The organism is Zoogloea sp., from assembly GCF_041911615.1.
Lineage (GTDB): Bacteria > Pseudomonadota > Gammaproteobacteria > Burkholderiales > Rhodocyclaceae > Zoogloea.
This window is the reverse complement of the sequence record NZ_JAYROR010000140.1, coordinates 17,572-42,226: the sequence shown is the minus strand read 5'-3', so window position 1 is coordinate 42,226 and position 24,655 is coordinate 17,572. Positions and strand designations below refer to the sequence as shown.

Genomic DNA, 24,655 nt, shown 5'->3' with positions numbered 1-24,655 from the left:
TCGATCTGGGCGAGGCGGCGGGTCAGGGCCGCGTCGTCCGCGCCGGCGGGTGGCGGGCCGGCCGGACGCGGCGCTGCCTCGTCGGCCGCGTCGGCCGGGCGCGGCAACCACTGCAGCAGGGCACGGTAGAGGGCCTCGGGCTCGACCGGCTTGGCGACGTGGTCGTTCATGCCGGCTTCCTGGCAGCGCTGGCGGTCCTCGTCGAAGGCGTTGGCGGTCATGGCGAGGATCGGCGTGGCGGCGTGACCGGGCAGCGCGCGGATCAGCCGGGTGGCGGCGAGGCCGTCGACGATGGGCATCTGGATGTCCATCAGGATCAGGTCGTAGTGGCCGGCGCGAGCCTTGTCCACGGCGATCTGACCGTCGCCGGCCACCTCGACGGCAATGCCCACGTCGGCGAGCAGGTCGCGGGCGACCTCCTGGTTGATGGGATTGTCCTCGACCAGCAGCACGCGGGTGCCGCTGCGCCGGCGCAGGGCGGTTTCGGCCTCGCAGGGGGCGAGGCCGCGGGCCGGCACGTGACGGCCGGAGAGGGTGTCCTGCACCGCGTCGAAGAGCTGCGAGGGCGACAGCGGCTTGGCCAGCACGTCGAAATAGCCGGTGGCGACCAGGGCGTCGGGCGCTAGCGCCTCGGGGTAGGAGGTGACGAGCAGGCTGGCCGGACGACGCTTGAGCGGCAGGCCGACCAGTTGCTGTCCGAAGGCGATGCCGTCCATTCCGGGCATCTGCCAGTCGATGAGCAGCAGATCGAAGGGCGCGTCTGCGGCGTCGGCCTCGGCGATGCGGGCGAGGGCCGAGAGGCCGTCGGGGAGCGCCTCGACCGAGGCGTGCATCCGCTGGAGCATGGCCACCAGCGACTCGCGGGCGTCGGCCAGGTCGTCCACCACCAGCACCCGCAGGCCGCGGGTGTCGCGTCCGGCCTTGGGCGCGCTGCCGGGATGCTGGCTGTACGAGAAGGGCAGCTCGACCCAGAAGGTGGAGCCCTGCCCGAGCGTGCTGACGACGCCGATCTCGCCGCCCATCAGTTCGGTGAGGCGCTTGCTGATCGCCAGGCCCAGCCCGGTGCCGCCGTACTTGCGGGTGATCGAGGTGTCGGCCTGGCGGAAGCTCTGGAACAGGTCGCGCTGCTGTTCCGGGGTGAGGCCGATGCCGGTGTCGGCGACCTCGAAGCGGATGCGCAGCCCGTGGTCCTCGGCGGCGACCACCGCGGCGCGCAGGGTGATGTTGCCGCGCGCGGTGAACTTGATGGCGTTGCCGGCGAAGTTGAGCAGGATCTGCTGCAGGCGCAGGCCGTCGCCGTGGAGGACGGCGGGGATCGCGCGCAGATCGACCACCAGCTCGATCTTCTTTTCCTCGGCCTTGTCGCGGATCAGCCCGATGACGTTGCCGACGATGCGCTCGACGTCGAAGTCGGTGAGTTCCAGGTCGAGCTTGCCGGCCTCGATCTTCGACAGGTCGAGGATGTCGTTGATGAGGTTGAGCAGGTGCTTGGCGGCGGCGGCGATCTTGCCCAGGCGTCCGGCGTGCCGGGTGTCGTCGATCTCGCGGCTGAGCAGGTGGGTGAGCCCGATGATGGCGTTCATCGGAGTGCGGATCTCGTGGCTCATGTTGGCGAGGAACTCGCTCTTGCTGCGGCTGGCGGCCTCGGCGGCGTCGCGGGCGACGATCAACTCGGCGCTGCGCTCGGTGACGAGCTGTTCGAGGTGATCGCGGTGACGCGCCAGTTCCTCGCCGATGCGGCGCTGCTCGGTCACGTCGTCCTTGACGGCGACGTAGTGGCTCACCCGCCCGTCGGGCTGGCGCAGCGGGGTGATGCTCATGGCCTCGATGCGCTCTTCGCCGGAGCGGGTGCGGTTGACCAGCTCGCCGCGCCAGATCCGCCCCGCGAGCAGCGTGGCCCACATCTCGCGATAGGTTTCGGGCGGCGTCCGGCCCGATTTGAGCAGGCGCGGATTGGCGCCGATGAGCACGTCGCGGCTGTAGCCGCTGAGGTGGACGAAGGCGTCGTTGACGTACTCGATGCGCCCTTCGAGATCGGTGATGAGCACCGAACTGGGCGTCTGCTCGACCACCAGCGACAGCTTGCGCAGCGCCGCCTGGGCGGCCTCGCGGGCGCGGGCGGTGCTGCGGAACGCGAGCACCGATTCGGCCATGGTGCGCAGCAGGCTGCGCGGGTCGGCGGCGATCTTTTCGACGATCGGCAGGGACGGGGCGTCGAGCTGACCGTCGGCCAGTGCCTCGAGGGCAGCGCTGATGCTCGCCAGACGACGGGTCGCCCAGAGGATCACGACGAACCAGATCAGCACCAGCAGCATCACCATCGCCACCGCGATCACCGCGATGCGGATCGCGTGGTGCTCGAACTGCTCGGCCTGACGGTCGCCGCGCACGGCCACGTCGGCCGCCACCGCCGCGGCCAGGGTCTGGGTGTGCTTGGACAGCGCGATGTAGCTGCTGGCGGCCTGGTAGGCCTGGCGCATGGCGTCGCGCGGGTTGATGGCGGCCAGATCGGTGGCCGACACGATGAGGTTGCGGTAGGCCTCGAAGTCGGCCTGGAGCTCGCGGCCGGCCTCGGCGCCATCCGCCGCGCCCCGCCGCGCGGGGAGGTCGTCGGCCAGGCGGGCGAGCCGATTGACCACGTCGGTGTGCACGCGGTACACCGCCGCCTCGTCGAGCCCGTTCGCGCTGGCCTGTTCGAGGGTCGTGCCGACCAGGCGCTGGACGGCGGCGATCTCCTCGTTGAAGCGGGTGGCGGCGCGAACCCGGGCCATGTCGGCGATGCGTTCCCGGGTGGCGGCGCGGTGATCCTCCCGCAGGCTCAGCAGCGAGCCCAGATTGAGCCCACCGGCCAGCACCACCACCAGCGCCACCGGCAGGAACAGTACGAGCTGGAAGCGCAGGCGGCGGGAGCGGGAAGCGTTCATCGGCGCCTCTTCAGCGCAGCAGTTCGAACCACTGGCCCGGCGCGACGCTGGCGACGTATTCGAAGCCGCCGGCAGCCGTCGGGCGGAACACCACCAGGGTGCCTTCCCGCGGGAAATAGCCGATCAGGTCCATCAGGTTGGGGGCGTGGGCGATCAGCAGGCGGTTGGTGCCGGGCGCCACCGGCGCCGCCAGCAGGCTGCGGGTGTGGGCGACGATCGGCGCCTTCTGGGTATCGGTCAGGTTGGCGGTGTACATCAGCAGCCGGTCGATCTCGGGCCGGCTATCCGGAAAGGCCGCCGCGGCGGTGTCCCGCACCCGGCACAGGGGGCTGATGCGCAGCTCGCCCAGCGGAATGCCGGCCTTGCGGATCGCCTCGCCGACGCGCACCGCCTGCTCGCGCCCCGCAGGGGTGAGCGGACGCTGGCTCGCGCAGTCGTCCAGATCGACCAGCGGCACGCGATCGGCCCGGGCGTTGTCGGTCAGACCGTGGCGCAGGTAGAGGACAAAACCGCCGCGGCGCAGGGCCTGGAGGGTGCCGGCGCTGGCGGGAATCTCGGCGAAGCGGACGTTGGTCGCGCTGGCCCGGCCGCTGCCGGCCAGTGGCGCCGGGGCCGGCAGCAGCGCCGCCAGCACCACGCACGCGAGCCCCAGCACCCGTCGCATCATGCCGCTCCGGCTTCGTCGGGCAGCGGATCGGCAAAGCGCGTGGCGATGTCGGAAAACTGCTCGCGACAGGCCACGAAGGCGTCCACCACGTCCGGGTCGAAGTGCTTCCCGCGTCCGTCGCAGATGATGCGGGTGGTTTCTTCCAGGTCGAAGGCCGGCTTGTAGACCCGTCGCGTCATCAGCGCGTCGAACACGTCGGCCAGCGCCATCAGCCGCGCCGACACCGGGATCGCCTCGCCGGCGAGCCCGCGCGGGTAGCCGCTGCCGTCCCATTTCTCGTGGTGGCCGGCGGCGATCTCCTGGGCCACCTCGAGGAAGTGGAAGGCCCGCGCGGCCTGCTCCGCCGCCTCCGGCCCGGCGCTGGCGATGGCCTGCTGCATGGCCTTGGCGATCGCGTCGGCGCCGATCGTGGCGTGGGATTTCATCGTCTCGAACTCTTCCGGCGTGAGGCGGCCGGGCTTGAGCAGGATGCTGTCGGGCACGCCGACCTTGCCCACGTCATGCAGCGGCGCCGCCTTGACGATCATCCCGAGCTGGTCGCCGGACAGCGCCTCGGCGAAGCGCGGATGCGCCGACAGGTGGCGGGCCAGCAGCTCGACGTAGGTCTGGGTGCGGACGATGTGCAGGCCGGTCTCGTTGTCGCGGGCTTCCGACAGGCAGGCCAGCGCGCGCACGCTGAGATCCTGGATCATCAGGTTCTCGCGCATCCGCCGCGCCACCTCGCTTTCGAGCCATTCGTTCTCGTCGGAGAGGCGGTCGCGGGCCTGCTTCAGTTCGAGGTGGGTGCGCACCCGGGCCAGCACGATGGCCGGATTGATCGGCTTGGTGATGTAATCGACGGCGCCCAGCTCGAGGCCGTGTTCCTCGCTCTCCGCGCCATGCATCGCGGTGACGAAGATCACCGGGATGTCGTGGGTCAACGGGTCGGCGCGCAGCCGCTCCATCACGGCGTAGCCGTCCATGTCGGGCATCATCACGTCGAGCAGGATCAGGTCGGGACGCGGCTGCAGGCTCACCGCGCGCAGCGCGCGCTCACCAGAGTTGGCGGCGCGCACACGATAGTACGGCTGCAGCAACTCGCCGAGGATGGTGAGGTTCTGCGGCGTGTCGTCGACGATCAGGATCGTTTGTTTCGGGGCGGCATCGGCTTGCATGTCGGGGTTGCATTCCTGGTCATGGCCCACCCCACGGGGAGGCGCGGATGTTCGTCAATGGCGCGCCGGCCTCGGCGCACACGGCCTGAACGCGTCCGGGCACGTCGGGGCGCCGGCCGATTTCGCCATACGTCGTCTCCGCTTCTAACGGCACCGCCACGCACGCCTTTAACCCGCCGGACACCCCGCGCCGCCGTTCCCGGCGACGTGGATGCGCTCAATCGTCAAGCGTAGCAGCGTTTCATGCCAGACAGGTGGCAAGGCTCGTCGCGGGCACCCCGCCACGGAACCAATCTGACCCTTAGCACTCACAGGCAGGGAGTGCTAATATTTGTGCGAAGGAGGTAGTCACAGATGTCCCATACCTTGTCGTTTCCCGTCCCGTCCGCGGTTGGCAGCCTGGATCAGTACATCCAGCGCGTCAATCGCATCCCGCTGCTGACCGAGAAGGAAGAATCCGACCTCGCCCACAGCCTTCGGGACAACGAGGATCTGGATGCGGCGCGCAAGCTGGTCATGTCGCACCTGCGCCTGGTGGTCGCCATCGCCCGGGGTTACCTCGGCTACGGCCTGCCCCACGCCGACCTGATTCAGGAAGGCAACGTCGGCCTCATGAAGGCCGTGAAGCGCTTCGACCCCGACCGCGGCGTGCGGCTGGTGTCCTTCGCGATCCACTGGATCAAGGCGGAAATCCACGAGTACATCGTCAAGAACTGGCGGCTGGTCAAGATCGCCACCACCAAGGCCCAGCGCAAGCTGTTCTTCAACCTGCGCGGCATGAAGCACAGCAGCGCCACGCTGCAGGGCGAGGAAGTCCTGGCGGTGGCCCAGCAGCTCGGCGTCAAGCCCGAGGAAGTGCGCGAGATGGAAACCCGCCTGTCCGGCGGCGACGTGGCGCTCGAATCCGGCCCCGAGGACGAAGAGGAGCGCTTCGCCCCCATCGCCTACCTGGCCGATCCCCACGCCGAGCCGTCCGAGGTGATCGCCCAGCGGCAGTACGCCCGCCTGCAGGACGAGGGTCTGCACGAGGCGCTGTCGACCCTCGACGAGCGCAGCCGCACAATCGTCCAGCGTCGCTGGCTGACCGAAGGCGACGCCGCCACCCTGCACGAACTGGCGGCCGAGTACGGCGTGTCGGCCGAGCGTATTCGCCAGATCGAAGCCAAGGCGATGCAGAAGATGCGCAACCAGCTGGTGGCGCTGGCCTGAGGCCCGCCGACGCAAATTCAAAGGGCGACCTACGGGTCGCCCTTTGAATTTGACTGCCCGCGCCGTCGCACCTACTTGCCCGCCAGCAGCTTGCGGATGTCGGCGGCAATGGCGTCCGGCTTCTCCCCATGCTTCACGTACAGCCGCAGGCGCCCCTGGGGATCGAATACGTAAGTACCGGTGGAGTGATCGACGGTGTAGGCCTGGCCGGCGGTGTCACCCTGCTTCTGGTAGAAAACCTTGAAATCCCGGGCCACCGCCTGGGTGGTCGGCAGATCGCCGTAGAGGCCGACGAAGCGCGGGTCGAAGGCCGGCACGTACTGGGCGAGCAGCGCCTGGGTGTCGCGCTCGGGGTCGACGGTGATGAACAGCACCTGCACCTTGTCGGCATCGGGGCCGAGCTGGCGCATGACCTCGGCCATGTTGATCAGGTTGGTCGGGCAGACGTCCGGGCACTGGGTATAACCGAAGAAGATCGTCACCACCTTGCCGCGGTAGTCGGCCAGCGTGCGCGGCACGCCCAGATGATCGGTGAGCTTCAAGGTCTGACCGTACTGGGCACCGGTGATGTCGGTACCGACGAAGCCGCCCCCTGCTCCGCCATCCGGCGGCGGCGAACAGGCCGCCAGCCCACCGCAGGCTACCATCGTCACAATGACGCGACGCAACATCGAAATCATTTAAAACCTCTTTTGGTTTCAGTCGCTTGCAGCGCATTCGAGTGCACTGCAAAACCGACGCACGATGCTACACTGACCCCAGAATTTGATCTGCGTCAAAAAGTCGCAGACAGGGCCTGGAGGAGACGCCATGGCTATAACAACAACAGAGGCGGCGGGCGCGCACCAGTGGGTTGCGCGCCCAAACCGCTCGCTCACCCCGACAGCCCGACGTCGCCTCATCGGCGGGGTCGTCCTCTTGAGCCTCGTCGTCAGCGGCGGTTTCGCCCTGGCGGGCGCCTGGCTCGTAGCCCCTTTCGCGGGGCTCGAACTCCTCGTCCTCTTCTTCGCGCTGCGCGCCATCGCCCGGCACGATGCCAGCTTCGAGTCGATCCGTCTCGAAGGCCGACAGCTCATCGTCACCCGTCGTCTGCCCGACGGCGATCTCACCCAACGCTTTCACGCCGGCTGGGCCCGCGTCAGCCTCGACGCCGCGCCCGGTGCCGATCGGCTGCTGTGCATCCGCGCCCACGGCCAGGGGGTCGCGCTGGGGCGGTTGATGACACCCGACCAGCGCCGCCAGCTCGCCGCCGACCTCCGCCAGCGCCTGCAGCCCTGAGATCATCCCACGACGAGAAGAGGTAGCGCCTTGACGACACTCAACCCCCGCACCCGCCGCCTCGCTCCGTCGTCCCGCCCCGGCCTGCGCGCGCTCGCCGGCCTCGCCCTGGCCATCCTCGCTGGCAGCGCGCGGGCCGATTACACCTGGAACTTCCCGACCCCGGTCACCCCCATCGGCCGCGACACCCTGTCGATGCACAACCAGTTCATGGTGATAATCACCGTGCTGTTCGTGGTGGTGTTCGCGATCATGGTGTATTCGATGGTCAAGCACCGCAAAAGCGTCGGCGCGGAGCCCGCCCGCTTCTCGGGGCCCACCGGCGCGCTGCAGTGGTTCTGGGTGCTGGTGCCGTTCGCGATCCTGCTGTTCATCGACTTCGTGCTGATGGGCATTCCGGCCTTCCACGCCGTCATCGACATGGAAGACACCCGCACCAAGGCCGACATGGTGCTCAAGGTCACCGGCATGCAGTGGAAGTGGCAGTACGAATACCCGGACTCGGGCATCAAGTTCGTCAGCACACTATCCACGCCGCGCGAGCAGATCGAGGGCAGGGAGGCCAAGGGCGAACATTACCTGCTCGAAGTGGACAACCCGGTGGTGCTGCCGGTAGGCAAGAAGGTGCGCATCCTGCTCACCTCCACCGACGTGATCCACACCTGGTGGGTGCCGCAGTTCGGGGTCAAGCGCGACGCCATCCCCGGCTTCCTGCGTGAAACCTGGGTGCGCATCGAGGAGCCCGGCATCTACCGCGGCCAGTGCGCCGAACTGTGCGGCAAGGACCACGGCTTCATGCCGGTGGTGGTGCACGCCCTGCCCGAGGCCGAATACGCCGCGTGGGTCGACAAGCAGAAGGGCGCGATGGCCGCCGCCGCGGCCGGTGGCGACAAGACCTGGACCAAGGACGAACTGATGGCCCACGGCAAGGCCGCCTACGAGAAGACCTGCGCCGCCTGCCACCAGCCCGCGGGCCAGGGCCTGCCGCCCGCCTTCCCGGCGCTGGCCGGCAGCAAGATCGTCAATGGCCCGCTGCTCTCGCCCGAGGGCAGGCTGATCCCCGACAGCCACGTGGACCGCGTGATGAACGGCAAGCCCGGCACCGCGATGCAGGCGTTCAAGACCACGCTCTCGGACGTGGACATCGCTGCCATCGTCACCTACGAGCGCAACAGCTTCGGCAACGCCAGGGGCGACATGATCCAGCCCGCCCAGATCAAGGCCCTTCGGTAAGGAGTCCGCACGATGAACACCGCCTCCCACGCCCTCGATCACCACGGCGGACACGCGTCCCCCAGCGGCCTGTTGCGCTGGCTCACCACCACCAATCACAAGGACATCGGCACGATGTACATGAGCTTCTCGCTGCTCATGTTCTTCGTCGGCGGCGCGATGATCCTGGGCGTGCGGGCCGAACTCTTCCAGCCCGGCCTGCAGCTGATGAAGCCGGAGTTCTTCAACCAGCTGATCGGCGTGCACGCGCTGGTGATGATCTTCGCGGCGCTGATGCCGGCCGCCACCGGCTTCGCCAACTGGATGATCCCGCTGATGATCGGCGCCCCTGACATGGCCCTGCCGCGGCTCAACAACTGGGGCTTCTGGCTGCTACCGCCGGCTGCCATCCTGCTCACCCTGCCCTTCGTGCTGGCGCTGTTCGGCATCGGCGACGGCGCCGTGGCCACCGGCTGGACGCTCTACGCGCCACTGTCGGTGCAAGGCGGCATCGGGGTCGATTTTGCGATCTTCGCGATCCACATCCTCGGCATCAGCTCGATCATGGGCTCGATCAACATCATCGCCACCATCCTCAACATGCGCGCGCCGGGCATGACACTGATGAAGATGCCGCTATTCTGCTGGGGCTGGCTGGTGACCGCGGTGCTGCTCATCATCACCCTGCCGGTGCTCGCCGGCGGCGTGACGATGCTGCTAACCGACCGCCACTTCGGCACCCATTTCTTCAACGCCGCCGGCGGCGGCGACCCGATCCTGTTCCAGCACCTGTTCTGGTTCTTCGGCCACCCGGAGGTCTACATCCTGCTGCTGCCGGTGTGGGGGCTGATGCCCCACGTGCTGTCCACCTTCACCCGCAAGCCGATCTACGGTCACACCGGCCAGGTGTGGTCCTTCATCGCCATCGGCGTGTTGAGCCTGGTGGTGTGGGCTCACCACTTCATGACCGCCGGGCTGCCGGTGCCGGCGCTGCTGTATTTCATGTACAGCACCATGTCGATCTCGCTGCCGCTGGCAGTGCTGTTCTTCTGCTGGATCGCCACCATGTGGCGCGGCGCGATGACCTTCGAGACGCCGATGCTCTTCGCGCTGGGCTTCATCGTGCTGTTCGGCATCGCCGGGCTCACCGGACTGGTGCTGGCCGACGTGGCCGCCGACGCCCAGTATCACCACAGCTACTTCGTGGTCGCCCACTTCCACTACGCGCTGTTCGCCGGCGGGATCATGGGCGTGATGACCGGCGTGTACTACTGGCTGCCGAAATGGACCGGTCACATGTACAGCGAACGCCTCGGCAAGCTGCACTTCTGGCTCACCGTCATCAGCTTCAACTTCACCTTCATGCCGCAGTTCTTCCTCGGGCTCGCCGGCATGCCGCGGCGCATCCCCGACTACGCGCTGCAGTTTGCCGAGTTCAACGCCATCTCCACGGTAGGCGCCTTCGCCCTGGGCCTGTCGCAACTGCTCTTCGCCTACAACATCTGGCGCTGCGTGAAGGGCGGCCAAAAGGCCAGTGACAAGGTCTGGGAAGGCACCCACGGCCTCGAATGGGAGCTCAGCTCCCCACCGCCCCACCATTCGTGGGACATCCAGCCCACCGTCAAGTGAAGGAGGCCGCCATGCACCTCACCGAATCCGATCTCGCCCAGCGCCGCAAGGCCTCCGCCCGCTTCGCCTGGGCGCTGGGCGCAGTGGCGCTCGGCCTCTACGCCATCGGCTTCTTCATCCAGCGCTGAGCCGCCATGCGCGACGCCGCCTTGCCCCCGCCGCCCAAGCATGGCCGCCTCGTCGGCCGGCTGGTGCTGCTGGCCGCCGCCTGCTTCGCCTTCGGCTTCGCCCTGGTGCCGCTCTACGACACCCTGTGCAAGGCCGTCGGTTTCAATGGCAAGACGCTGAAGGACGCGATCGCCGCCAAGGATCTGCCGGCCACCGGCATCGACACCAGCCGCAGCCTGGGCGTGCAGTTCACCACCACGCTGATGCCCGGCCTGCCCTGGGAGATCCGCCCGCTCGAACCCGCCATCGAACTCCACCCCGGCGAACTGCGCACCACCCGCTTCCTGGTGCGCAACCTCTCCGACAAGCCCATCGTCGGCCAGGCCGTGCCCAGCGTATCGCCGACGGTGGCTGCCCAGTACTTCAAGAAGCTCGACTGCTTCTGCTTCACCCAGCAGACCCTCGGCCCCGGCGAAACGCGCGAGATGGCGCTCACCTTCGTCGTCGACCGCGAGATCGGCAACGAGATCAGCGAGCTGACGCTCGCCTACGCATTTTTCCTGGCACCGAATCCTTCCTGAGGAGTCCGCCTTGAACGCATCCCACGCCCCCGCCTCGACGCCCCACGCCGGGCACTACTACGTGCCGCAGCCGAGCCTGTACCCGTTTGCACTGTCGGGTGGCATGTTCCTGCTGGCGCTCGGCTTCATCCTGCTGATGAACCGCTTCGCCCCCGGGCCATGGGTGATGGCGGGCGGCGCGGCGGTGATCGTCGCGGTGCTGTTCCGGTGGTTTGGCGCGGTGATCGCCGAAAACCAGCGCGGCGCCTACACCGACTGGGAAGACCAGTCCTTCCGCCAGGGCATGGTGTGGTTCATCGGCTCGGAGGTGATGTTCTTCGCCGCCTTTTTCGGCGCGCTGTTCTACTGCCGCAACATCTCGGTGCCGGCCCTCGCGGGCATGGACCCGGCCTTCACGCTGTACAAGGACTTCACCGCCGCCTGGCCGACCTCCGGCCCCAAGGGCGCCAGCTTCACGCCCATGGGCGCGTGGGGCATTCCGGCGATCAACACCGCGCTGCTACTCAGCTCCGGCGTCACCCTCACCTGGGCCCACTGGGGGCTGATGAAGGGCAAGCGCGCCCAGCTCAACCTCGGGCTGATCCTCACCGTGTTGCTGGGGGTGATCTTCCTGGGCTTCCAGGCCTACGAATACCACCACGCCTACACCGAGCTGGGCCTCACGATGGGTGCCGGCGTGTATGGCGCCACCTTCTTCATGCTCACCGGTTTTCACGGTTTTCACGTCACCCTGGGCGCCATCATGCTCGCGGTGGTGGCCGGGCGCTGCCTGGCGGGACATTTCGACGCCCGGCGCCACTTCGCCTTCGAGGCGGTGGCGTGGTACTGGCACTTCGTCGATGTGGTGTGGCTGCTGCTGTTCGTCGTCGTCTATTGGCTGTAAGGGCCGAAGCGGTAGGTGAGCAGCAAGGCCACGAAGAGCAAGAGGGAGAGGGAGATGCGCAAGGTGAGCGCCCGCACAACCCGGTCGCCAGCGCCCTTGTCGCGATAAAGGAACACCAGGCCCGAAAAGAGGCTGCCGATCACCAGCACCAGCATGAGCACCACCGCAGACTTGAACAGCACTTCGTCCCCCTCCCACGTCGCCCGATCCGCCGGCCCATTCTGCGCGCGCCTGCGGGCGGCCACAAGCGGCCGGCGCTTCCGCCCGTCGTGGCCGGGGCTCGCCGTCGCCCTGGCAGTGGCGGCGGGCTGCATCCAGCTCGGCCACTGGCAGCACGCCAAGGCCGACCGCAAGCTGGCAGCCCAGGCCGCGCTCGACGTCCGCCGGGGCGACGCGCCGGTGACGCTCGGCAGTGCGCCGGTGGACGCCGACGCCGTGCACGCCCGTCCGGTGGTGGTGCGCGGGCACTTCGACCCGGCACGGCAGTTTCTCGTGGATAACCGCATCCACCGCGAGCAGGCCGGCTACCACGTCGTCACCCCGCTGGTCATCGACGGCGGCGACACCCGGGTGCTCATCGACCGCGGCTGGATTCCCGCCAACGCCCGCCACGACGACATCCCACAGGTGGCCACCCCCACCACGCCCATGACACTGCACGGCACCGCCGTGATGCCTGGCTCGCGCTTCTTCACCCTCGGCCCGGAGGCCGACGGCTGGCAGCCGGTCTGGCAGAACCTCGACCTGGCCCGTTTCGCCCGCCTCGCCGGCCATCCGGTGCAGCCGGTGGTGGTGCAGCTCGCCCCCGACGCACCGGCCGGCTTCGCGCGCGACTGGCCGCGCCCCGACGAACGCGTCGAGCGCCACCTCTACTACGCCTGGCAGTGGTACGGCTTTGCCGCGTCAGCCGGGCTGATCTGGTTCGCCCTGGCGTGGAAACGGCCATGAGCGACGCCGCGATGCCCTCCGCCCTCGCCCGTTACCGGCCCCTGTGGCTGATCGTCGCCCTGCTGGCGCTACCCTTCGCCATCGCTGCCGGGCTCTACCTGTGGGGCTGGCACCCCGACCGCGCCGGCAACCACGGCGAGCTCCTCGCCCCGCCCCGCGTCCTGCCCACCCTGACCGACAGCACCGGACGCCCCACGCAACTCGACGGCCACTGGACGCTCGTCGTGGCCGGCAGCGGCCCCTGCGACGACGCCTGCCGGCGCTGGGTGGTGAGCGCGCGCCAGGTGCACGTCGCCCTCTACAAGCAGATGCCCCGGGTGCGCCGCGCCTGGCTCACCGATCTGCCGGCGCCGGACCCCGCCCCCCTCGTGGCGCTGCAGCCCGACCTCGTCACCCTGCGCGCACCCGACCCCGGCGCCCGTGCCGCCTTCGACCTCGGCGAGCCCGGCCACCGGGTCTTCGTGGTCGATCCGGCGGGCCGGGTGATCCTGCGCTACGCCCCCGACGCCGACCCGCGCGGCATCCTCAAGGACATGGAACGCCTGCTCCGCTACGCCTGGGCAGGCTGACCGCAACCGACGCACGCCACCGGAGACGCCCATGCCGACCGTCCTTCGCTCCGCCACCCTGCACACGCCCCTGCGCCTGCGTCTGGCCGCCTTCTTCGCCCAGTGCAAGCCACGGGTGAACAGCCTGATCGTGTTCACCGCGATGATCGGCATGGCCCTCGCGGTGCCAGGCTGGCCACCGGCGGGGCGGATGCTCGCCGCCACCGTCGGCATCGCCCTGGTGGCCGGCGCCGCCGCAGCGATCAACTGCCTGGTCGAACGCACCATCGACGCCCGCATGGCGCGCACCCGCGGCCGGCCGTTGCCGCTGGGCCTCATCACGCCGGCCGAAACCCTGGCCCTCGCGATGCTCACCGGCGGCGCCGGGCTGTGGCTGCTCAGCACCGCAGTCAATGCGCTCACCATGTGGCTCACCCTCGCCACCTTCCTGGGCTACGCCATCGTCTACACGCTGGTCCTGAAGCCTGCCACGCCCATGAACATCGTCATCGGCGGCGCCTCGGGGGCAATGCCACCGGTGCTCGGCTGGGCCGCGATGACCGACAGCATCGGCCTGCCGGCGCTGGCCCTGTTCCTGATCATCTTTCTGTGGACACCGCCGCACTTCTGGGCGCTGGCCTGCTACCGGCGCGACGAATACGCCCGCGCCGGCCTGCCGATGCTGCCGGTGAGCCACGGCGTGCCGCTCACCTGCCTGCACATCCTGCTCTACACCGTGCTGCTGGCCGCGGTCTCCTACCTGCCGGCCACCCTCGGGCTGTCGGGCAGCCTCTACGTGGCGCTGGTGAGCGTGCTCAACCTGGGCTACCTGCGCGAGGCCTGGGTGCTGTGGCGGAACTACTCCGACGCCCGCGCCCGTCACGCCTTCCGCTACTCGCTGATCTACCTCACCGGGCTGTTCGCGGCCCTCTTCCTGGATCGCCTGCTATGAGCCGCCCGTCGCGCTGGCTCGCCACCTGCGGCCTGCTGCTGGCCTTCGTCGTGGTGTCGATGGGCGCCTGGGTACGCCTGTCCGACGCCGGCCTCGGCTGCCCCGACTGGCCGGGCTGCTACGGCAAGCTGATCGGCGTGCCCGAGGCGGCCCACGACGTGGCCCGCGCCGAGGCCGCCTTCGGCCAGCCGGTCGAAGCCCCCAAGGCCTGGAAGGAAATGATCCACCGTTACGCCGCCGGCACCCTGGGGCTGGTGATCCTGGCGCTGGCCGCCCGGGCCTGGCGCGAGCGCGCGCAGCGCGCGCCGTGGCTGGAGTTCGGCCTGCTCGCGGTGGTGCTCGGCCAGGCGCTGCTGGGCATGCTCACGGTCACCCGGCTCCTCAAGCCGGTGATCGTCACCAGCCACCTGCTGGGCGGCATGACCACGCTGGCCCTCCTCGCCCTGCTGTGGCTGCGGGCACGCGCCGCGCCCCGCCGACCCGCCACCGCGCCACCCGGCCTGCGCCCCCTCGCGGCCACGGCGCTGGCGGCGGTGCTCGTGCAGATCGCCCTGGGTGGCTGGGTCAGCAGCAACTACGCCGCCGCGATCTGCGCCGATTTCCCCACCTGCCGGGGGCAGTGGTGGCCGGCAACGGATTTCCATCACGCCTTCACCCTCGACCGGGCCCTCGGCGCCACGGCCAGCGGCGCCCTGCTGCCCGCCGCCGCCCTCACCGCCATCCACCTCACCCATCGCGCCTTTGCGCTGGTGGTGCTCTCGGTGGTGGGCGGACTGGCGCTGACGCTGTTGCGCCGGCCGGGCTGGCGCGGCCACGGGGCGGTGTTGCTGCTGGCCCTCTGCCTGCAGATCGGCCTCGGCATCGCCAACGTGCTGCTGCAATTGCCCCTGCCACTGGCCGTGGCCCACAACACCGGCGCGGCGCTGTTGCTCTGCGCCACCCTCACCGCCACGGCACGGGTGTTCGCCCATGAAAAAGCCCGCGGCCGGGTGCCGGCGGCGGGCTTTCCTAGGCGTTTCGAGGTGGCGCGCTAGCCGCGCCCGCCCCGCCTTTACAACGCCATGATCACCGACTTCGGCTCGGTGTAGAGCTCCAGCGCCGAGCGCCCGGCCTCGCGGCCGATGCCCGACTGCTTGAAGCCGCCGAAGGGCATCACGTTCTCGATGATGTTGTGGCAGTTCACCCACACCGTGCCGGCCTTGATCTTGGGGATCAGGCGATGCACGCGCGACAGGTCGTTCGACCAGATGCTGGCGGCGAGGCCATAGGGCGTGTCGTTGGCGCGGCGGGCGATCTCGTCCAGGTCCTCGAAGGGCTGCGCCACCACCACCGGGCCGAAGATCTCCTCGCGCACCACGCGCATGTCTTCGCGCACGTCCACCAGCACCGTCGGCTTCACGAAGCAGCCGGGGCCGTCGCCCGCCGCGCCACCCGCCGCTGCCCGGGCACCTTCGGCGTAGCCGCTCTGCACGTACTCCATCACCCGGCGCTGCTGGACCTTGCTCACCAGCGGGCCGATCTGGGTGCCCGGGTCGATGCCCGGCCCCATCTTCATGCCGGCGGCGATGCCCGCCAGGTGCTCGACCACCGCATCGAAGCGGCTCTTGTGCACGTACAGGCGCGAGCCGGCGGTGCACACCTGCCCCTGGTTGAAGAAGATCGCCTGGGCGGCGCCGGCCGCTGCCACCGCCGGGTCCACGTCGTCGAGCACGATCACCGGGCTCTTGCCGCCCAGCTCCAGCGACACGCGAGTCATGTTCTCCATGGCTGCCTTGCCCACCAGCTTGCCGACCTCGGTGGAGCCGGTGAAGGCGATCTTCTCGATGCCGGTGTGGCTCGCCAGCGCGGCGCCGGCGGTGTGGCCGAGGCCAGTGACCACGTTGAGCACGCCGGCCGGGTAGCCGGCTTCCTGGGCCAGCTCGCCCAGGCGCAGGGCCGTGAGCGGGGTGTCTTCGGCGGGCTTGAGGATCATCGTGCAGCCGGCGGCCAGCGCCGGCGCCACCTTCCACACCGCCATCAGCAGCGGGAAGTTCCACGGGATGATCGCGCCGACCACGCCCACCGGCTCGCGACGGGTGAAGCCGAAGAACTCCTTGTCGCGCACCAGGGGCACCGAGAGTTCCATCGTGCTGCCGTCCAGCTTGGTGGCCCAGCCGGCCATGTAGCGGATGAAATCGACGGACAGCGCCACATCCACGTGGCGGGCCATCATCACCGGCTTGCCGTTGTCGATGGCTTCCAGCTCGGCGAACTCCTGGGCGTGGGCCTCCAGCAGATCGGCCAGCTTGAGCAGCAGGCGCTCCCGGTCCACCGGGCGGGCGCGGGGCCAGTCGCCGCTCTCGAAGGCACGCCGGGCGGCGGCCACGGCGCGGTCGATGTCGGGGCTGTCGCCGGCGGGCACGCGGCAGAAGGTTTCGCCGCTGGCCGGGTCCATCACCGGCAGGGTTTCGCCGGAGGCGGCCTCGACCCACTCGCCGCCGATCAGCATGCGCTGCTTGCGGGCGAGGAAGGCGGCGGTATCAGGGTGCAGGGTGATGCCGTGAAATGCGTTCATGTTCCGGTCTCCTGTCTGGCGGGGATCAATACACGTACAGCACGCGGGCCAGCACACCGCTGATCTTGGGGCCTTCCTCGACCTTCACGTCCTGGGTGTACTGCAGTTGCACCTGCCACTGCTTGTCCACGAACGAGGCCCAGGTGAGCATGGCGGTGCCGTTGTTCTTGTTGCCGGCGATCTCGGCGCCGTCGAGCTTCTCCTTCGCGCCCCAGGCGTGGCGGTAGGTGGCGGCCACGTAGGTGGCGTCGCTGAGGTGGTAGCGCAGGTGGCCATGGGCCTGCAGCAGCGGATCCTTGCTGGCCTTGGTGTCGCGCTGATCCTGGTAGAACTCGGTCTCGCCGATCAGGTCGATCGTCCATTTGTCCGACAGCTTGCGGATGTAGCCCACCTGCAGGTCGGTGGCCCAGCGGTTGTTGGAGAGCGCGAATCCCTGGTTCTTGTCCGATCCCGTGGGCGCGGTGAAGAACACCGACCAGCCCAGGTGCTCGCCCTTGGCCATGTCGGCGAGTGTCCACAGCGTGCCGCCGAAGACCACGTCGCCGATGCCGCTGGTCTTGGTGTCGGAGAGGCCGATCTTCTGGTTGCCAAAGGGCACGATGATCTGCGGGTCGATGATGTAGTCGCCCAGCTTCATGAAGTGCACGTAACGCAGGATGCCGGCGTTGAGCGACAGGTCGAGGTTATTCACCGCCTTGTTGCCGTTGGCGTAGACCTTGTCGGCATTGACGAACTGGGCGTAGCCGAGGAGCAGGTTGGTGCCGGCGGGCAGCGCGGTGTAGTCGCCCGGATCGGGGCGCACGTCGGCATTGGCGGCGCCGGCAGCAAGGGCCAGCAGCGAAGCGGCGGCGGTCAGGCGGAAGGGGGTGTTCATGGGTTGTCTCCTTGTGGTTTTAATGGGTGCAGCAAGGCGCCGGAGCGCCCGGATCGGGAAGAAAAGTGCCGCGGCCCGACACGGGAGAAGAGGAGGTCCGACAGGCCGCGGCAAAGGGAGGGAAACCTCCGGAGAGCGGCTCAGGGCTTGGGCCGGATGGCGTCGGCGGTGCCCTGGATGAAGGCCTTGATCTTCTCCACGTCGTCGGCGCTGAGCTTGCCGGTGAAGTCCGGCATGCCCTTCTTCACGAACGGTCCGTTGAAGACGAAGTCCGCCAGGTTGGCGATGTCCCGCGCCGGCACGTAACCCAGGTTGGGGATGTTGCCGCCCTTGTCGATGCCGGGCACGCCGTGGCAGAAGACGCAGTTGCTCACGTACAGCCGGGTGCCTTCGGCGACGTGGGCCGGGTCGTACTTGACGCCGGAGATCAGCTCGCCCAGCGGATAGGCCGGCACCTCGGGCAGCGGCTTGGCGGCGCCCAGCGCAAAGGTGTAGACGCGACCCAGGTCGTGCTTGTCGGTGGCGCGCTGGAACTGCCCGAACACGCCGCCCCAGCCCACCGCGATCGACACATACTGGCGGCCATCCACTTCATAGGTGACCGGCGGCGCGACCATCCCGACGCCGATCGACGCCTCCCACAGCTTCTCGCCCTTGTCGGCGCTGTAGGCGGCGAAGCGCCCGTCGGCGGTGCCGGCAAACACCAGATTGCCAGCGGTGGTGAGGGTGCCGCCGTTCCACGGCGAGGCGTATTCCTGGCGCCAGGCTTCCTTCTGCTTCACCGGGTCCCACGCCACGAGGCGGCCGAAGGCCTTGCTCTTGGGCGGCTGGGTGTTCACCAGCATCCCGGTGTTCCAGCCGGTGCCGGATTGCGGCTGGCCGGGCTTGTTCTCGTTGAAGCGCCAGTCCTTGTCCTCGGCCAGGTTGATCGGCACGTTCTGCACCGGGAAGTAGGCGAGGCCGGTCTTGGGGTTGAAGGACATGGCGTGCCAGTTGTGGCCGCCGAAGGGGCCCGGCACGCTGTCGAAGGCCTCGCGGGAGCGGGCCAGCGGCGTCTCGATGGGGCGGCCGTTCTTGTCGTAGCCGGTGGCCCAGTTGACCTCGGTGAAGGGCTTGGCCGAGATGAACTTGCCGTTGGTGCGGTCGATCACGAAGAAGAAGCCGTTCTTCGGCGCGTGCAGGATCACCTTGCGCTTCCGGCCATCCAGGGTGAGGTCGGTGAGGATCATGTCCTGCACCGAGGTGTAGTCCCAGTTGTCGCCCGGGGTTTCCTGGTAGTGCCAGACGTATTCGCCGGTGTCCGGGTTGAGGGCGACGATGGAGGCGAGGTAGAGGTTGTCGCCGCCGGCCGGGCTGCGCTTGCGGTGGTTCCACGGCGAGCCGTTGCCGGTGCCCACGTACATCAGGTTGAGCTCGGGGTCGTAGGTGATGCTATTCCAGGCAGTGCCGCCGCCGCCCGTCACCCACCACTGGCCAGCCGGGTCCCAGGTCTTGGCGGCCTTGGCCATCGCGGCGTTCTCGAAGGGCTTGGAGGGATCGCCCGGCACGGTGTACCAGCGCCACTTCTGCTCGCCGGTCTCGGCGTCGTAGGCGGTGAGATAGCCGCGCACGCCGTACTCGGCGCCGCCGTTGCCGATGATGACCCTGCCCTTGATGACCCGCGGCGCGCCGGTCACGGTATAGGGGCGCGTCCGGTCTTCCACCGTGTCCTTCTCCCACACCGGCTTGCCGCTGGCCGCGTCCAGCGCCACCAGGCGGCCGTCGAAGGTACCCACGAACACCTTGCCCTTGTACAGCGCCACGCCGCGGTTCACCACGTCGCAGCAGCCCTTCTGGGCGTATTCGCGGGGCACCTTCGGGTCGTAGCTCCACAGGCGCTTGCCGGTGCGCACGTCCACCGCATGCACCACGCTCCACGACGCGGTGACGTACATGATGCCGTCCACCACCAGCGGGGTGGCCTCCACGCCGCGGGTCGATTCGAGGTTGTAGGTCCACGCGAGGCCGAGCTTGCCCACGTTGCCGGCGTTGATTTCGGCGAGCTTGCTGTGGCGGGTCTCGGCGTAATCCAGGCCGTAGGCCGGCCAGTCGGCGGTGCGGGCGGCGTTGGCGCGAATCGCGCGCTCGTCCACCTGGGCGGTCACCGCGGCGATGTGCTCGGCCGAGCCCTTGGGCGGCGCGGCGACGGCCAGCTGACACGCCAGCGCGCCCGCCAGCAGCGCAGCCAGCCGGGTCGTGGCCGAACGGCCGCGGGATTGGGTTGGGTACATGTTGTCTCCTGATTGACTTCGTTCGTTGAAGTTCTTTAATGTGGAACGCGTTCCGGCCCTGCGGCAGGACGCCCTCCCGGACCGGCATGGCACTATCAGCAGCAAGCGTGCCGGCTCGGAAAGACAAACGATAACCACGAAAAATCAGCCTCTTGCCACACATCCCCGAACGCCTCGGGCGACGATGGGCACGCAGGACTGACTTGAAACGAGTCAACGCCGGTGTCACCGGTTGACTCGCAACTGGCCACATGGAGGAGACACCATGGGAGAGCAGCTCGCCTCGTTCGAGGCCCGGCTGGCGCAAGGGCGCAGGCAGTTCTTCGAGCACGGGCAATCGCCCACCGGGCTGATCAGCGCGCCCATCGTCCGGTCGTGGGAGCGCTCCCTCGACCACGGCCTGCAGACCGGCGACGAGCGGGTGCTGAGCCCCGTCTCGCGCCATCTGGCGCAGGCCGTCGCGGAGCGCAACCGGCGCCTCGTCGCCTGCGCCCTGCCCGAGATGGAAAAGCTTCGCGCCGCAATGACCCGCGGCAGCTGGGGCATCGTCTGCACCGACCCCGACGGCCTGGTGGTACAGGCCCTGTGCGGCACCGGCAGCGCCTTTGGCGACATGCAGCGCATCTTCCAGGTGGGCCGTTCGATCCGCGAGGCGGACATCGGCACCAACGGGCTGGGCTGCGCGCTGATCGAGCGTCAGCCCATCGTGATCCGCGCCGCCGAGCATTTTCTCGACGAGATCCGCCCCTTCGCGTGCGCTTCGGTGCCGCTGTTCGACCCGGCGGGCGAACTGGCCGGCATCCTCGACGCCACCCGCTACTGCGACGGCGGCCCGATCACCGTCCTCGAACCGCTCGCCATCGCCGCCCGCGCCGTCGAGAACCGCATGCTCGACAGCCTCGGCGGCGCCCTGCGATTGAGCTTCCACACCCGCGCCGAACTGCTCGCCACGCCGCTGGCCGGGGTGATGGTGTTCGACGAGGACGGCCGCCTGCTCGGCGCCAACCAGACCGCCCGCCAGTTGCTGCAGCGCGCGCCGGGGCGCGACGGCGACACCGACTTCGCGCACCTCTTCGACTGCCCGGCCGAAACCTTCCGCCAGGCGCTGTCCGGCCGCCTGACCCACGGCGCGCTGTGGAGCGACGACGGGCTGGGCTTCGAGGCCCGTTTCGAGGCCCGCGCCACCAACCCGCTGCTTGCCCGGATCGGCGACGCGGTGCGCAATTTGCGCAGCGACGCCAACGCCCGCGCGACGCCCGCCGCGCCCGCAACCGCGCCCGAGGCCGACGGGATCGCCGGACGCGCCCTGCACATCGCCCGGCGTGCCTTCGAGCGCGACATCCCGGTGCTCATCAACGGCGAGACCGGCACTGGCAAGGAAGTCCTCGCCCGCCGCCTGCACGACGACAGCGAGCGGGCCGCCGGCCCCTTCGTGGCGATCAACTGCTCGTCACTGCCGGCCGGGCTGATCGAATCGGAATTTTTCGGCTACGAGGACGGCGCCTTCACCGGCGGACGGCGCGGCGGCGCGCCGGGCAAGTTCGAACTGGCCCGCGGCGGCACGCTGTTCCTGGACGAAATCGGCGACATGCCGCTGGAACTCCAGGGTCGCCTGCTGCGGGTGCTGCAGGAGCGCACGTTCACGCGGCTGGGCGGCGCCCGCCCGATCCGCTTCGACGCCCGCATCGTCACCGCCACTCACCGCTGCCTCGAGACGCGGGTGGCCGAAGGCCTGTTCCGCGAAGACCTGTACTACCGCATCAAGGGCGTGCGGGTGTGCCTGCCGCCCCTGCGCGAGCGGGCCGACCGTGCCGCGCTGATCGAATCGATGCGGGCCCGCGAGGCTGGCGGCGCCGCTACCCCGCGGCTGTCGGAGGCCGCCATGCGCGCCCTGATGACCTACCCGTGGCCTGGCAACCTGCGTCAGCTGGACCACGTGCTGCGGCTCGCCCTGACCCTCGCCGAAGGCGAGGCCGAGATCGCCCTCGAACACCTGCCCGAAGAAGTGCTCGAGGGCAGCACCCACCACGGAGCGCCCGCGGGCACACCGCCGCAGACACGCGAGCTGTGCCTGCGCGAACTGGAACTGGAAGCGGTGAAATCGGCCATGGCCCGCTGCGGCGGCAACGTGTCGGCCGCCGCCCGCAGCCTGCGCGTGGCGCGGGCCACGCTGTACCGCAAGCTGCGCGCGTTCGGGTTGATCGACTGAAACGCAGGCGGATCAGCCCGCCAGGGCGGCAAGCAGCTTGCCGTGGATGCCGCCGAAGCCGCCGTTGCTCATCACCAGGATGCGGTCACCGGCCCGCGCTTCGGCGACGATGGCCTTCACGAGCGCGTCCAGGTCATCCTCGACCAGCGTCTTGGCGGCGATCGGTGCCAGCGCGCCGCGGGCGTCCCAGCCCAGGTTGGCGGCGTAGCAGAACACCTTGTCGGCCTGGGCCAGGCTGGCCGGCAGCTGATCCTTCATCACGCCCAGCTTCATGGTGTTGGAGCGCGGCTCCAGCACGGCCAGGATGCGCGCCTCGCCCACCTGTCGACGCAGGCCCTCGACGGTGAGCGTGATTGCCGTGGGGTGATGGGCGAAGTCGTCGTATACCGTCACGTCGCGCACCGTGCCGCGCACCTCGAGCCGGCGCTTGACGCCCTCGAAGCGGGTCAGCGCGTCCAGCGCCACTTCCGGCGTCACGCCCACGTGGCGAGCGGCGGCGATGGCGGCCAGCGCATTGGCGCGGTTGTGGGTGCCCGACAGGGGCAGGCGCTTGCGGCCGATCTCGCGGCCCTCGAAGCGCACCACCACCTCGTCCTCGAAAGCGCCCTCGGCCACCGACCAGCCGGCAGCATCGTTGAACCATTCGAGCTCCGACCAGCAGCCGCGTCCGATCACGCGCTGGAGCGACTCTTCGGCGCCGTTGGCGACGATCCGCCCGGACTTGGGGATGATCCGCACCAGATGGTGGAACTGGGTCTCGATGGCCGGCAGATCGGCAAAGATGTCGGCGTGGTCGAACTCCAGGTTGTTGAGGATCGCGGTGCGCGGGCGGTAATGGACGAACTTGGATCGCTTGTCGCAGAAGGCGGTGTCGTATTCGTCCGCCTCGATCACGAAGAAGGGCGTCTCGCCCAGGCGCGCCGACACGCCGAAGTTCTTGGGCACGCCGCCCACCAGGAAGCCCGGCTTCATGCCGGCATCTTCGAGGATCCACGCCAGCAGCGAGGTGGTCGTCGTCTTGCCGTGGGTGCCGGCCACGGCCATCACCCAACGCCCCTGCAGCACGTGCTCGGCCAGCCACTGGGGGCCGGAGACATACGGCAGCCCTTGGTCGAGGATCGCCTCGAGGAGCGGATTGCCACGGGAAATCGCGTTGCCGACCACGAACACGTCGGGCTTGAGGTCGAGCTGCTCGACGCCGTACCCCTCGACGAGGCCGATGCCCTGCTCCTCAAGCTGGGTGCTCATCGGCGGATAGACGTTGGCGTCGCAGCCCGTCACCTTGTGGCCGGCAGCCCGCGCCAGCAGCGCCACGCCGCCCATGAACGTGCCGCAGACGCCCAGAATATGAATATGCATGAGATCCCAAAAGCGGCGGAAACAGCGCCGCAACAGTCGTGTGTAGAATGGGCGCTATTCTAATCGAACGGGGAGCTTCGACCGCCCATGCCGCGCCCTGCCGTTCCACACCGCAGCAACCTGCGCCGTGAAATCGCCGCCCTCGCGGCCCGCATGATCGCCGAGGACGGCATTTCCGATTACGGCTTCGCCAAGCGCAAGGCCGCCCGCCAGCTGGGCGCCGTCAACGCCGACGAGCTGCCCAACAACGCCGAGATCGAGGCCGAGGTCCGCACCTATCTCGCGGTCTTCCAGGACGAGGAGCACCTCGAACGCCAGCACGCGATGCGCCTCGCCGCCATCGACGTGATGCGCGAGCTGCAGGCATTCCGGCCCTATCTCACCGGCGCAGTGCTCGAAGGCACCGCGGGTCGCTACGCCGAGGTCGAAATCGACCTGTTCCCCGAGAGCGCCAAGGAAGTCGAAATCTTCTTCCTCAACCAGAATGTCGCCTACGAGCACCGGGAGCCGCGTCGTAACCAACCCGACGGCCCCGAGGCGATCCTCGTCTTCGACTGGGGCGACGTGCCGATCAAGCTGCGCATCTACTCGCCGGACATCGAACGCCTGACCCGTCGCGGCCCCCACGGCACCCGACAGATGGAACGGGCCCGCCTGGCCACCGTCGAAGCCCTGGTCAATGCCACCTCCGGCACCGCCGGCACACCCCAATGAAACACAGCCTCAAGATCTTCCTGGTCATCCTCGTGGCCCTCGCCGCCGGCGCCGCCGGGGTTTATTCGGCCCGGCGCGGCGAAACGCCCGCGGCCTCCGCCAACCCGGCCCAACAGGCCGCCCTCGACAAGCTGCTGGCCCTCGATCTGCCCGACAGCGGAAGCGCCAGCCGTCCTCTCGCGGCCTGGAAAGGCAAGGTGCTGGTGGTGAACTTCTGGGCCACCTGGTGTCCGCCCTGCCGCAAGGAAATCCCCGCCTTTTCGGCCATGAGCACCAAATACCAGGCCCAGGGCGTGCAATTCGTCGGTATCAGCATCGACACCGCGACCAACGTGCGCGAGTTCCAGGCCAGCAACGCCGTGAGCTATCCGCTGGTGATCGCCTCGCCGGCGGTGGTGCAGCTCACCGAAGAACTGGGCAACACCTCCCAGGCGCTGCCATTTACCGTAATCGTCACCAAAAATGGCACGATCGGCCTCGTCAAGCTGGGAACCTTGTCGGAAGACGAACTCGACCGCAAACTCGCCGAACTCACCCGCTCCTGAGCGTCGCCGATCCACCCCGGCGGTGGACAACTTGCGC

Annotated in this window: 22 protein-coding genes; 13 read left to right on the top strand and 9 right to left on the bottom strand. The window is 69.0% G+C overall.

Features of this window, described 5'->3' with window-relative positions; all coding sequences use genetic code 11:
* The 3 genes from ACE3P2_RS19000 to ACE3P2_RS18990 all read right to left on the bottom strand — a co-directional run.
* On the bottom strand, positions 1-2,924 hold a 2,924-nt coding region (locus tag ACE3P2_RS19000; RefSeq protein WP_374267393.1), incomplete at its 3' end, for a response regulator.
* A 10-nt stretch (positions 2,925-2,934) separates the two neighbouring features.
* Complete coding sequence (locus ACE3P2_RS18995) at positions 2,935-3,591, bottom strand: histidine phosphatase family protein (RefSeq protein WP_374267391.1); 657 nt, start codon at positions 3,589-3,591, stop codon at positions 2,935-2,937.
* A complete protein-coding gene (locus ACE3P2_RS18990; protein ID WP_374267389.1) occupies positions 3,588-4,745 on the bottom strand; it encodes a two-component system response regulator in 1,158 nt (385 codons plus the stop codon). Before ACE3P2_RS18990 ends, ACE3P2_RS18995 begins: the two co-directional genes overlap by 4 nt.
* A 354-nt stretch (positions 4,746-5,099) precedes the next feature.
* Here ACE3P2_RS18990 and rpoH point away from each other — a divergent pair, with 354 nt between their 5' ends.
* A complete protein-coding gene (gene rpoH, locus ACE3P2_RS18985) occupies positions 5,100-5,954 on the top strand; it encodes an RNA polymerase sigma factor RpoH (protein ID WP_374267387.1) in 855 nt (284 codons plus the stop codon).
* Between the two features lie 71 nt (positions 5,955-6,025).
* On the opposite strand, the gene ACE3P2_RS18980 is transcribed toward rpoH, so the two are convergent.
* A complete protein-coding gene (locus tag ACE3P2_RS18980; protein WP_374267397.1) occupies positions 6,026-6,625 on the bottom strand; it encodes an SCO family protein in 600 nt (199 codons plus the stop codon).
* Positions 6,626-6,764: 139 nt separating this feature from the next.
* On the opposite strand from ACE3P2_RS18980, the gene ACE3P2_RS18975 reads away from it, so the two are divergent.
* From ACE3P2_RS18975 to ACE3P2_RS18955, 5 genes are all read left to right on the top strand, one after another.
* Positions 6,765-7,232, top strand: a complete 468-nt coding sequence (locus ACE3P2_RS18975; protein WP_374267385.1) for a DUF2244 domain-containing protein — start codon at positions 6,765-6,767, stop codon at positions 7,230-7,232.
* Positions 7,233-7,262: 30 nt separating this feature from the next.
* Positions 7,263-8,465, top strand: a complete 1,203-nt coding sequence (gene coxB, locus ACE3P2_RS18970; protein WP_374267383.1) for a cytochrome c oxidase subunit II — start codon at positions 7,263-7,265, stop codon at positions 8,463-8,465.
* 12 nt (positions 8,466-8,477) lie between these two features.
* Positions 8,478-10,073, top strand: coding sequence for a cytochrome c oxidase subunit I (gene ctaD / locus ACE3P2_RS18965; protein WP_374267381.1), 1,596 nt, complete (start codon positions 8,478-8,480; stop codon positions 10,071-10,073).
* A gap of 134 nt (positions 10,074-10,207) precedes the next feature.
* Positions 10,208-10,762 carry a cytochrome c oxidase assembly protein gene (locus ACE3P2_RS18960; protein ID WP_374267379.1) on the top strand — a complete coding sequence of 185 codons (555 nt, stop codon included), beginning with the start codon at positions 10,208-10,210 and terminating at the stop codon, positions 10,760-10,762.
* Between the two features lie 10 nt (positions 10,763-10,772).
* Entirely contained in the window at positions 10,773-11,645 is an 873-nt protein-coding gene (locus ACE3P2_RS18955) for a cytochrome c oxidase subunit 3 (RefSeq protein WP_374267377.1), read from the top strand.
* Here ACE3P2_RS18955 and ACE3P2_RS18950 read toward each other — a convergent pair.
* On the bottom strand, positions 11,633-11,827 hold the full coding sequence (locus ACE3P2_RS18950; protein WP_374267375.1) for a twin transmembrane helix small protein: 195 nt from the start codon (positions 11,825-11,827) through the stop codon (positions 11,633-11,635). The genes ACE3P2_RS18955 and ACE3P2_RS18950 overlap by 13 nt on opposite strands.
* Between ACE3P2_RS18950 and ACE3P2_RS18945 the strand changes: the two genes are divergently transcribed.
* From ACE3P2_RS18945 to ACE3P2_RS18930, 4 genes are read left to right on the top strand one after another with little or no spacing between them, the layout of a single operon-like run.
* Positions 11,799-12,593: an SURF1 family protein gene (locus ACE3P2_RS18945; protein WP_374267373.1), complete on the top strand. Its 795-nt coding sequence runs from the start codon at positions 11,799-11,801 to the stop codon at positions 12,591-12,593. The two genes, ACE3P2_RS18950 and ACE3P2_RS18945, sit on opposite strands and share 29 nt — an antisense overlap.
* Complete coding sequence (locus ACE3P2_RS18940) at positions 12,590-13,162, top strand: SCO family protein (protein WP_374267371.1); 573 nt, start codon at positions 12,590-12,592, stop codon at positions 13,160-13,162. The genes ACE3P2_RS18945 and ACE3P2_RS18940 overlap by 4 nt, the downstream gene beginning before the upstream one ends.
* 31 nt (positions 13,163-13,193) lie before the next feature.
* Complete coding sequence (gene cyoE / locus ACE3P2_RS18935) at positions 13,194-14,093, top strand: heme o synthase (RefSeq protein ID WP_374267369.1); 900 nt, start codon at positions 13,194-13,196, stop codon at positions 14,091-14,093.
* Positions 14,090-15,127, top strand: a complete 1,038-nt coding sequence (locus ACE3P2_RS18930; protein WP_374267367.1) for a heme A synthase — start codon at positions 14,090-14,092, stop codon at positions 15,125-15,127. Before cyoE ends, ACE3P2_RS18930 begins: the two co-directional genes overlap by 4 nt.
* 17 nt (positions 15,128-15,144) lie before the next feature.
* Here ACE3P2_RS18930 and ACE3P2_RS18925 read toward each other — a convergent pair whose 3' ends face one another.
* The 3 genes from ACE3P2_RS18925 to ACE3P2_RS18915 all read right to left on the bottom strand — a co-directional run bounded on the left by ACE3P2_RS18925 (position 15,145) and on the right by ACE3P2_RS18915 (position 19,791).
* A complete protein-coding gene (locus ACE3P2_RS18925; RefSeq protein WP_374267365.1) occupies positions 15,145-16,647 on the bottom strand; it encodes an aldehyde dehydrogenase family protein in 1,503 nt (500 codons plus the stop codon).
* Between the two features lie 25 nt (positions 16,648-16,672).
* Positions 16,673-17,521: a transporter gene (locus ACE3P2_RS18920; RefSeq protein ID WP_374267363.1), complete on the bottom strand. Its 849-nt coding sequence runs from the start codon at positions 17,519-17,521 to the stop codon at positions 16,673-16,675.
* Positions 17,522-17,661: 140 nt separating this feature from the next.
* Positions 17,662-19,791 carry a PQQ-dependent dehydrogenase, methanol/ethanol family gene (locus ACE3P2_RS18915; protein WP_374267361.1) on the bottom strand — a complete coding sequence of 710 codons (2,130 nt, stop codon included), beginning with the start codon at positions 19,789-19,791 and terminating at the stop codon, positions 17,662-17,664.
* A gap of 265 nt (positions 19,792-20,056) precedes the next feature.
* On the opposite strand from ACE3P2_RS18915, the gene ACE3P2_RS18910 reads away from it, so the two are divergent.
* On the top strand, positions 20,057-22,000 hold the full coding sequence (locus ACE3P2_RS18910; RefSeq protein WP_374267359.1) for a sigma-54-dependent Fis family transcriptional regulator: 1,944 nt from the start codon (positions 20,057-20,059) through the stop codon (positions 21,998-22,000).
* A 12-nt stretch (positions 22,001-22,012) separates the two neighbouring features.
* Here ACE3P2_RS18910 and mpl read toward each other — a convergent pair whose 3' ends face one another.
* On the bottom strand, positions 22,013-23,359 hold the full coding sequence (gene mpl / locus ACE3P2_RS18905; RefSeq protein WP_374267357.1) for a UDP-N-acetylmuramate:L-alanyl-gamma-D-glutamyl-meso-diaminopimelate ligase: 1,347 nt from the start codon (positions 23,357-23,359) through the stop codon (positions 22,013-22,015).
* 87 nt (positions 23,360-23,446) lie between these two features.
* On the opposite strand from mpl, the gene ACE3P2_RS18900 reads away from it, so the two are divergent.
* The gene (locus ACE3P2_RS18900; RefSeq protein ID WP_374267355.1) at positions 23,447-24,073 is read left to right on the top strand and encodes a hypothetical protein; all 627 of its coding nucleotides are present in this window, start codon (positions 23,447-23,449) and stop codon (positions 24,071-24,073) included.
* Entirely contained in the window at positions 24,070-24,618 is a 549-nt protein-coding gene (locus tag ACE3P2_RS18895; RefSeq protein ID WP_374267353.1) for a TlpA family protein disulfide reductase, read from the top strand. Before ACE3P2_RS18900 ends, ACE3P2_RS18895 begins: the two co-directional genes overlap by 4 nt.
* Positions 24,619-24,655 lie beyond the last annotated feature (37 nt).

Excerpts from the sequence above, each read along its gene's own strand:
- mpl (WP_374267357.1), bottom strand. The coding sequence starts at position 23,359 with ATGCATATTCATATTCTGGGCGTCTGCGGCACGTTCATGGGCGGCGTG.
- ACE3P2_RS18940 (WP_374267371.1), top strand. The coding sequence starts at position 12,590 with ATGAGCGACGCCGCGATGCCCTCCGCCCTCGCCCGTTACCGGCCCCTG.
- ACE3P2_RS18990 (WP_374267389.1), bottom strand. The coding sequence starts at position 4,745 with ATGCAAGCCGATGCCGCCCCGAAACAAACGATCCTGATCGTCGACGAC.
- ACE3P2_RS18900 (WP_374267355.1), top strand. The coding sequence starts at position 23,447 with ATGCCGCGCCCTGCCGTTCCACACCGCAGCAACCTGCGCCGTGAAATC.
- ACE3P2_RS18960 (WP_374267379.1), top strand. The coding sequence starts at position 10,208 with ATGCGCGACGCCGCCTTGCCCCCGCCGCCCAAGCATGGCCGCCTCGTC.
- rpoH (WP_374267387.1), top strand. The coding sequence starts at position 5,100 with ATGTCCCATACCTTGTCGTTTCCCGTCCCGTCCGCGGTTGGCAGCCTG.
- ACE3P2_RS18945 (WP_374267373.1), top strand. The coding sequence starts at position 11,799 with ATGAGCACCACCGCAGACTTGAACAGCACTTCGTCCCCCTCCCACGTC.
- ACE3P2_RS18915 (WP_374267361.1), bottom strand. The coding sequence starts at position 19,791 with ATGTACCCAACCCAATCCCGCGGCCGTTCGGCCACGACCCGGCTGGCT.
- ACE3P2_RS18910 (WP_374267359.1), top strand. The coding sequence starts at position 20,057 with ATGGGAGAGCAGCTCGCCTCGTTCGAGGCCCGGCTGGCGCAAGGGCGC.
- ACE3P2_RS18925 (WP_374267365.1), bottom strand. The coding sequence starts at position 16,647 with ATGAACGCATTTCACGGCATCACCCTGCACCCTGATACCGCCGCCTTC.
- ACE3P2_RS18995 (WP_374267391.1), bottom strand. The coding sequence starts at position 3,591 with ATGATGCGACGGGTGCTGGGGCTCGCGTGCGTGGTGCTGGCGGCGCTG.
- cyoE (WP_374267369.1), top strand. The coding sequence starts at position 13,194 with ATGCCGACCGTCCTTCGCTCCGCCACCCTGCACACGCCCCTGCGCCTG.
- ACE3P2_RS18980 (WP_374267397.1), bottom strand. The coding sequence starts at position 6,625 with ATGTTGCGTCGCGTCATTGTGACGATGGTAGCCTGCGGTGGGCTGGCG.
- ACE3P2_RS18930 (WP_374267367.1), top strand. The coding sequence starts at position 14,090 with ATGAGCCGCCCGTCGCGCTGGCTCGCCACCTGCGGCCTGCTGCTGGCC.
- ctaD (WP_374267381.1), top strand. The coding sequence starts at position 8,478 with ATGAACACCGCCTCCCACGCCCTCGATCACCACGGCGGACACGCGTCC.
- ACE3P2_RS18975 (WP_374267385.1), top strand. The coding sequence starts at position 6,765 with ATGGCTATAACAACAACAGAGGCGGCGGGCGCGCACCAGTGGGTTGCG.
- ACE3P2_RS18895 (WP_374267353.1), top strand. The coding sequence starts at position 24,070 with ATGAAACACAGCCTCAAGATCTTCCTGGTCATCCTCGTGGCCCTCGCC.
- ACE3P2_RS18920 (WP_374267363.1), bottom strand. The coding sequence starts at position 17,521 with ATGAACACCCCCTTCCGCCTGACCGCCGCCGCTTCGCTGCTGGCCCTT.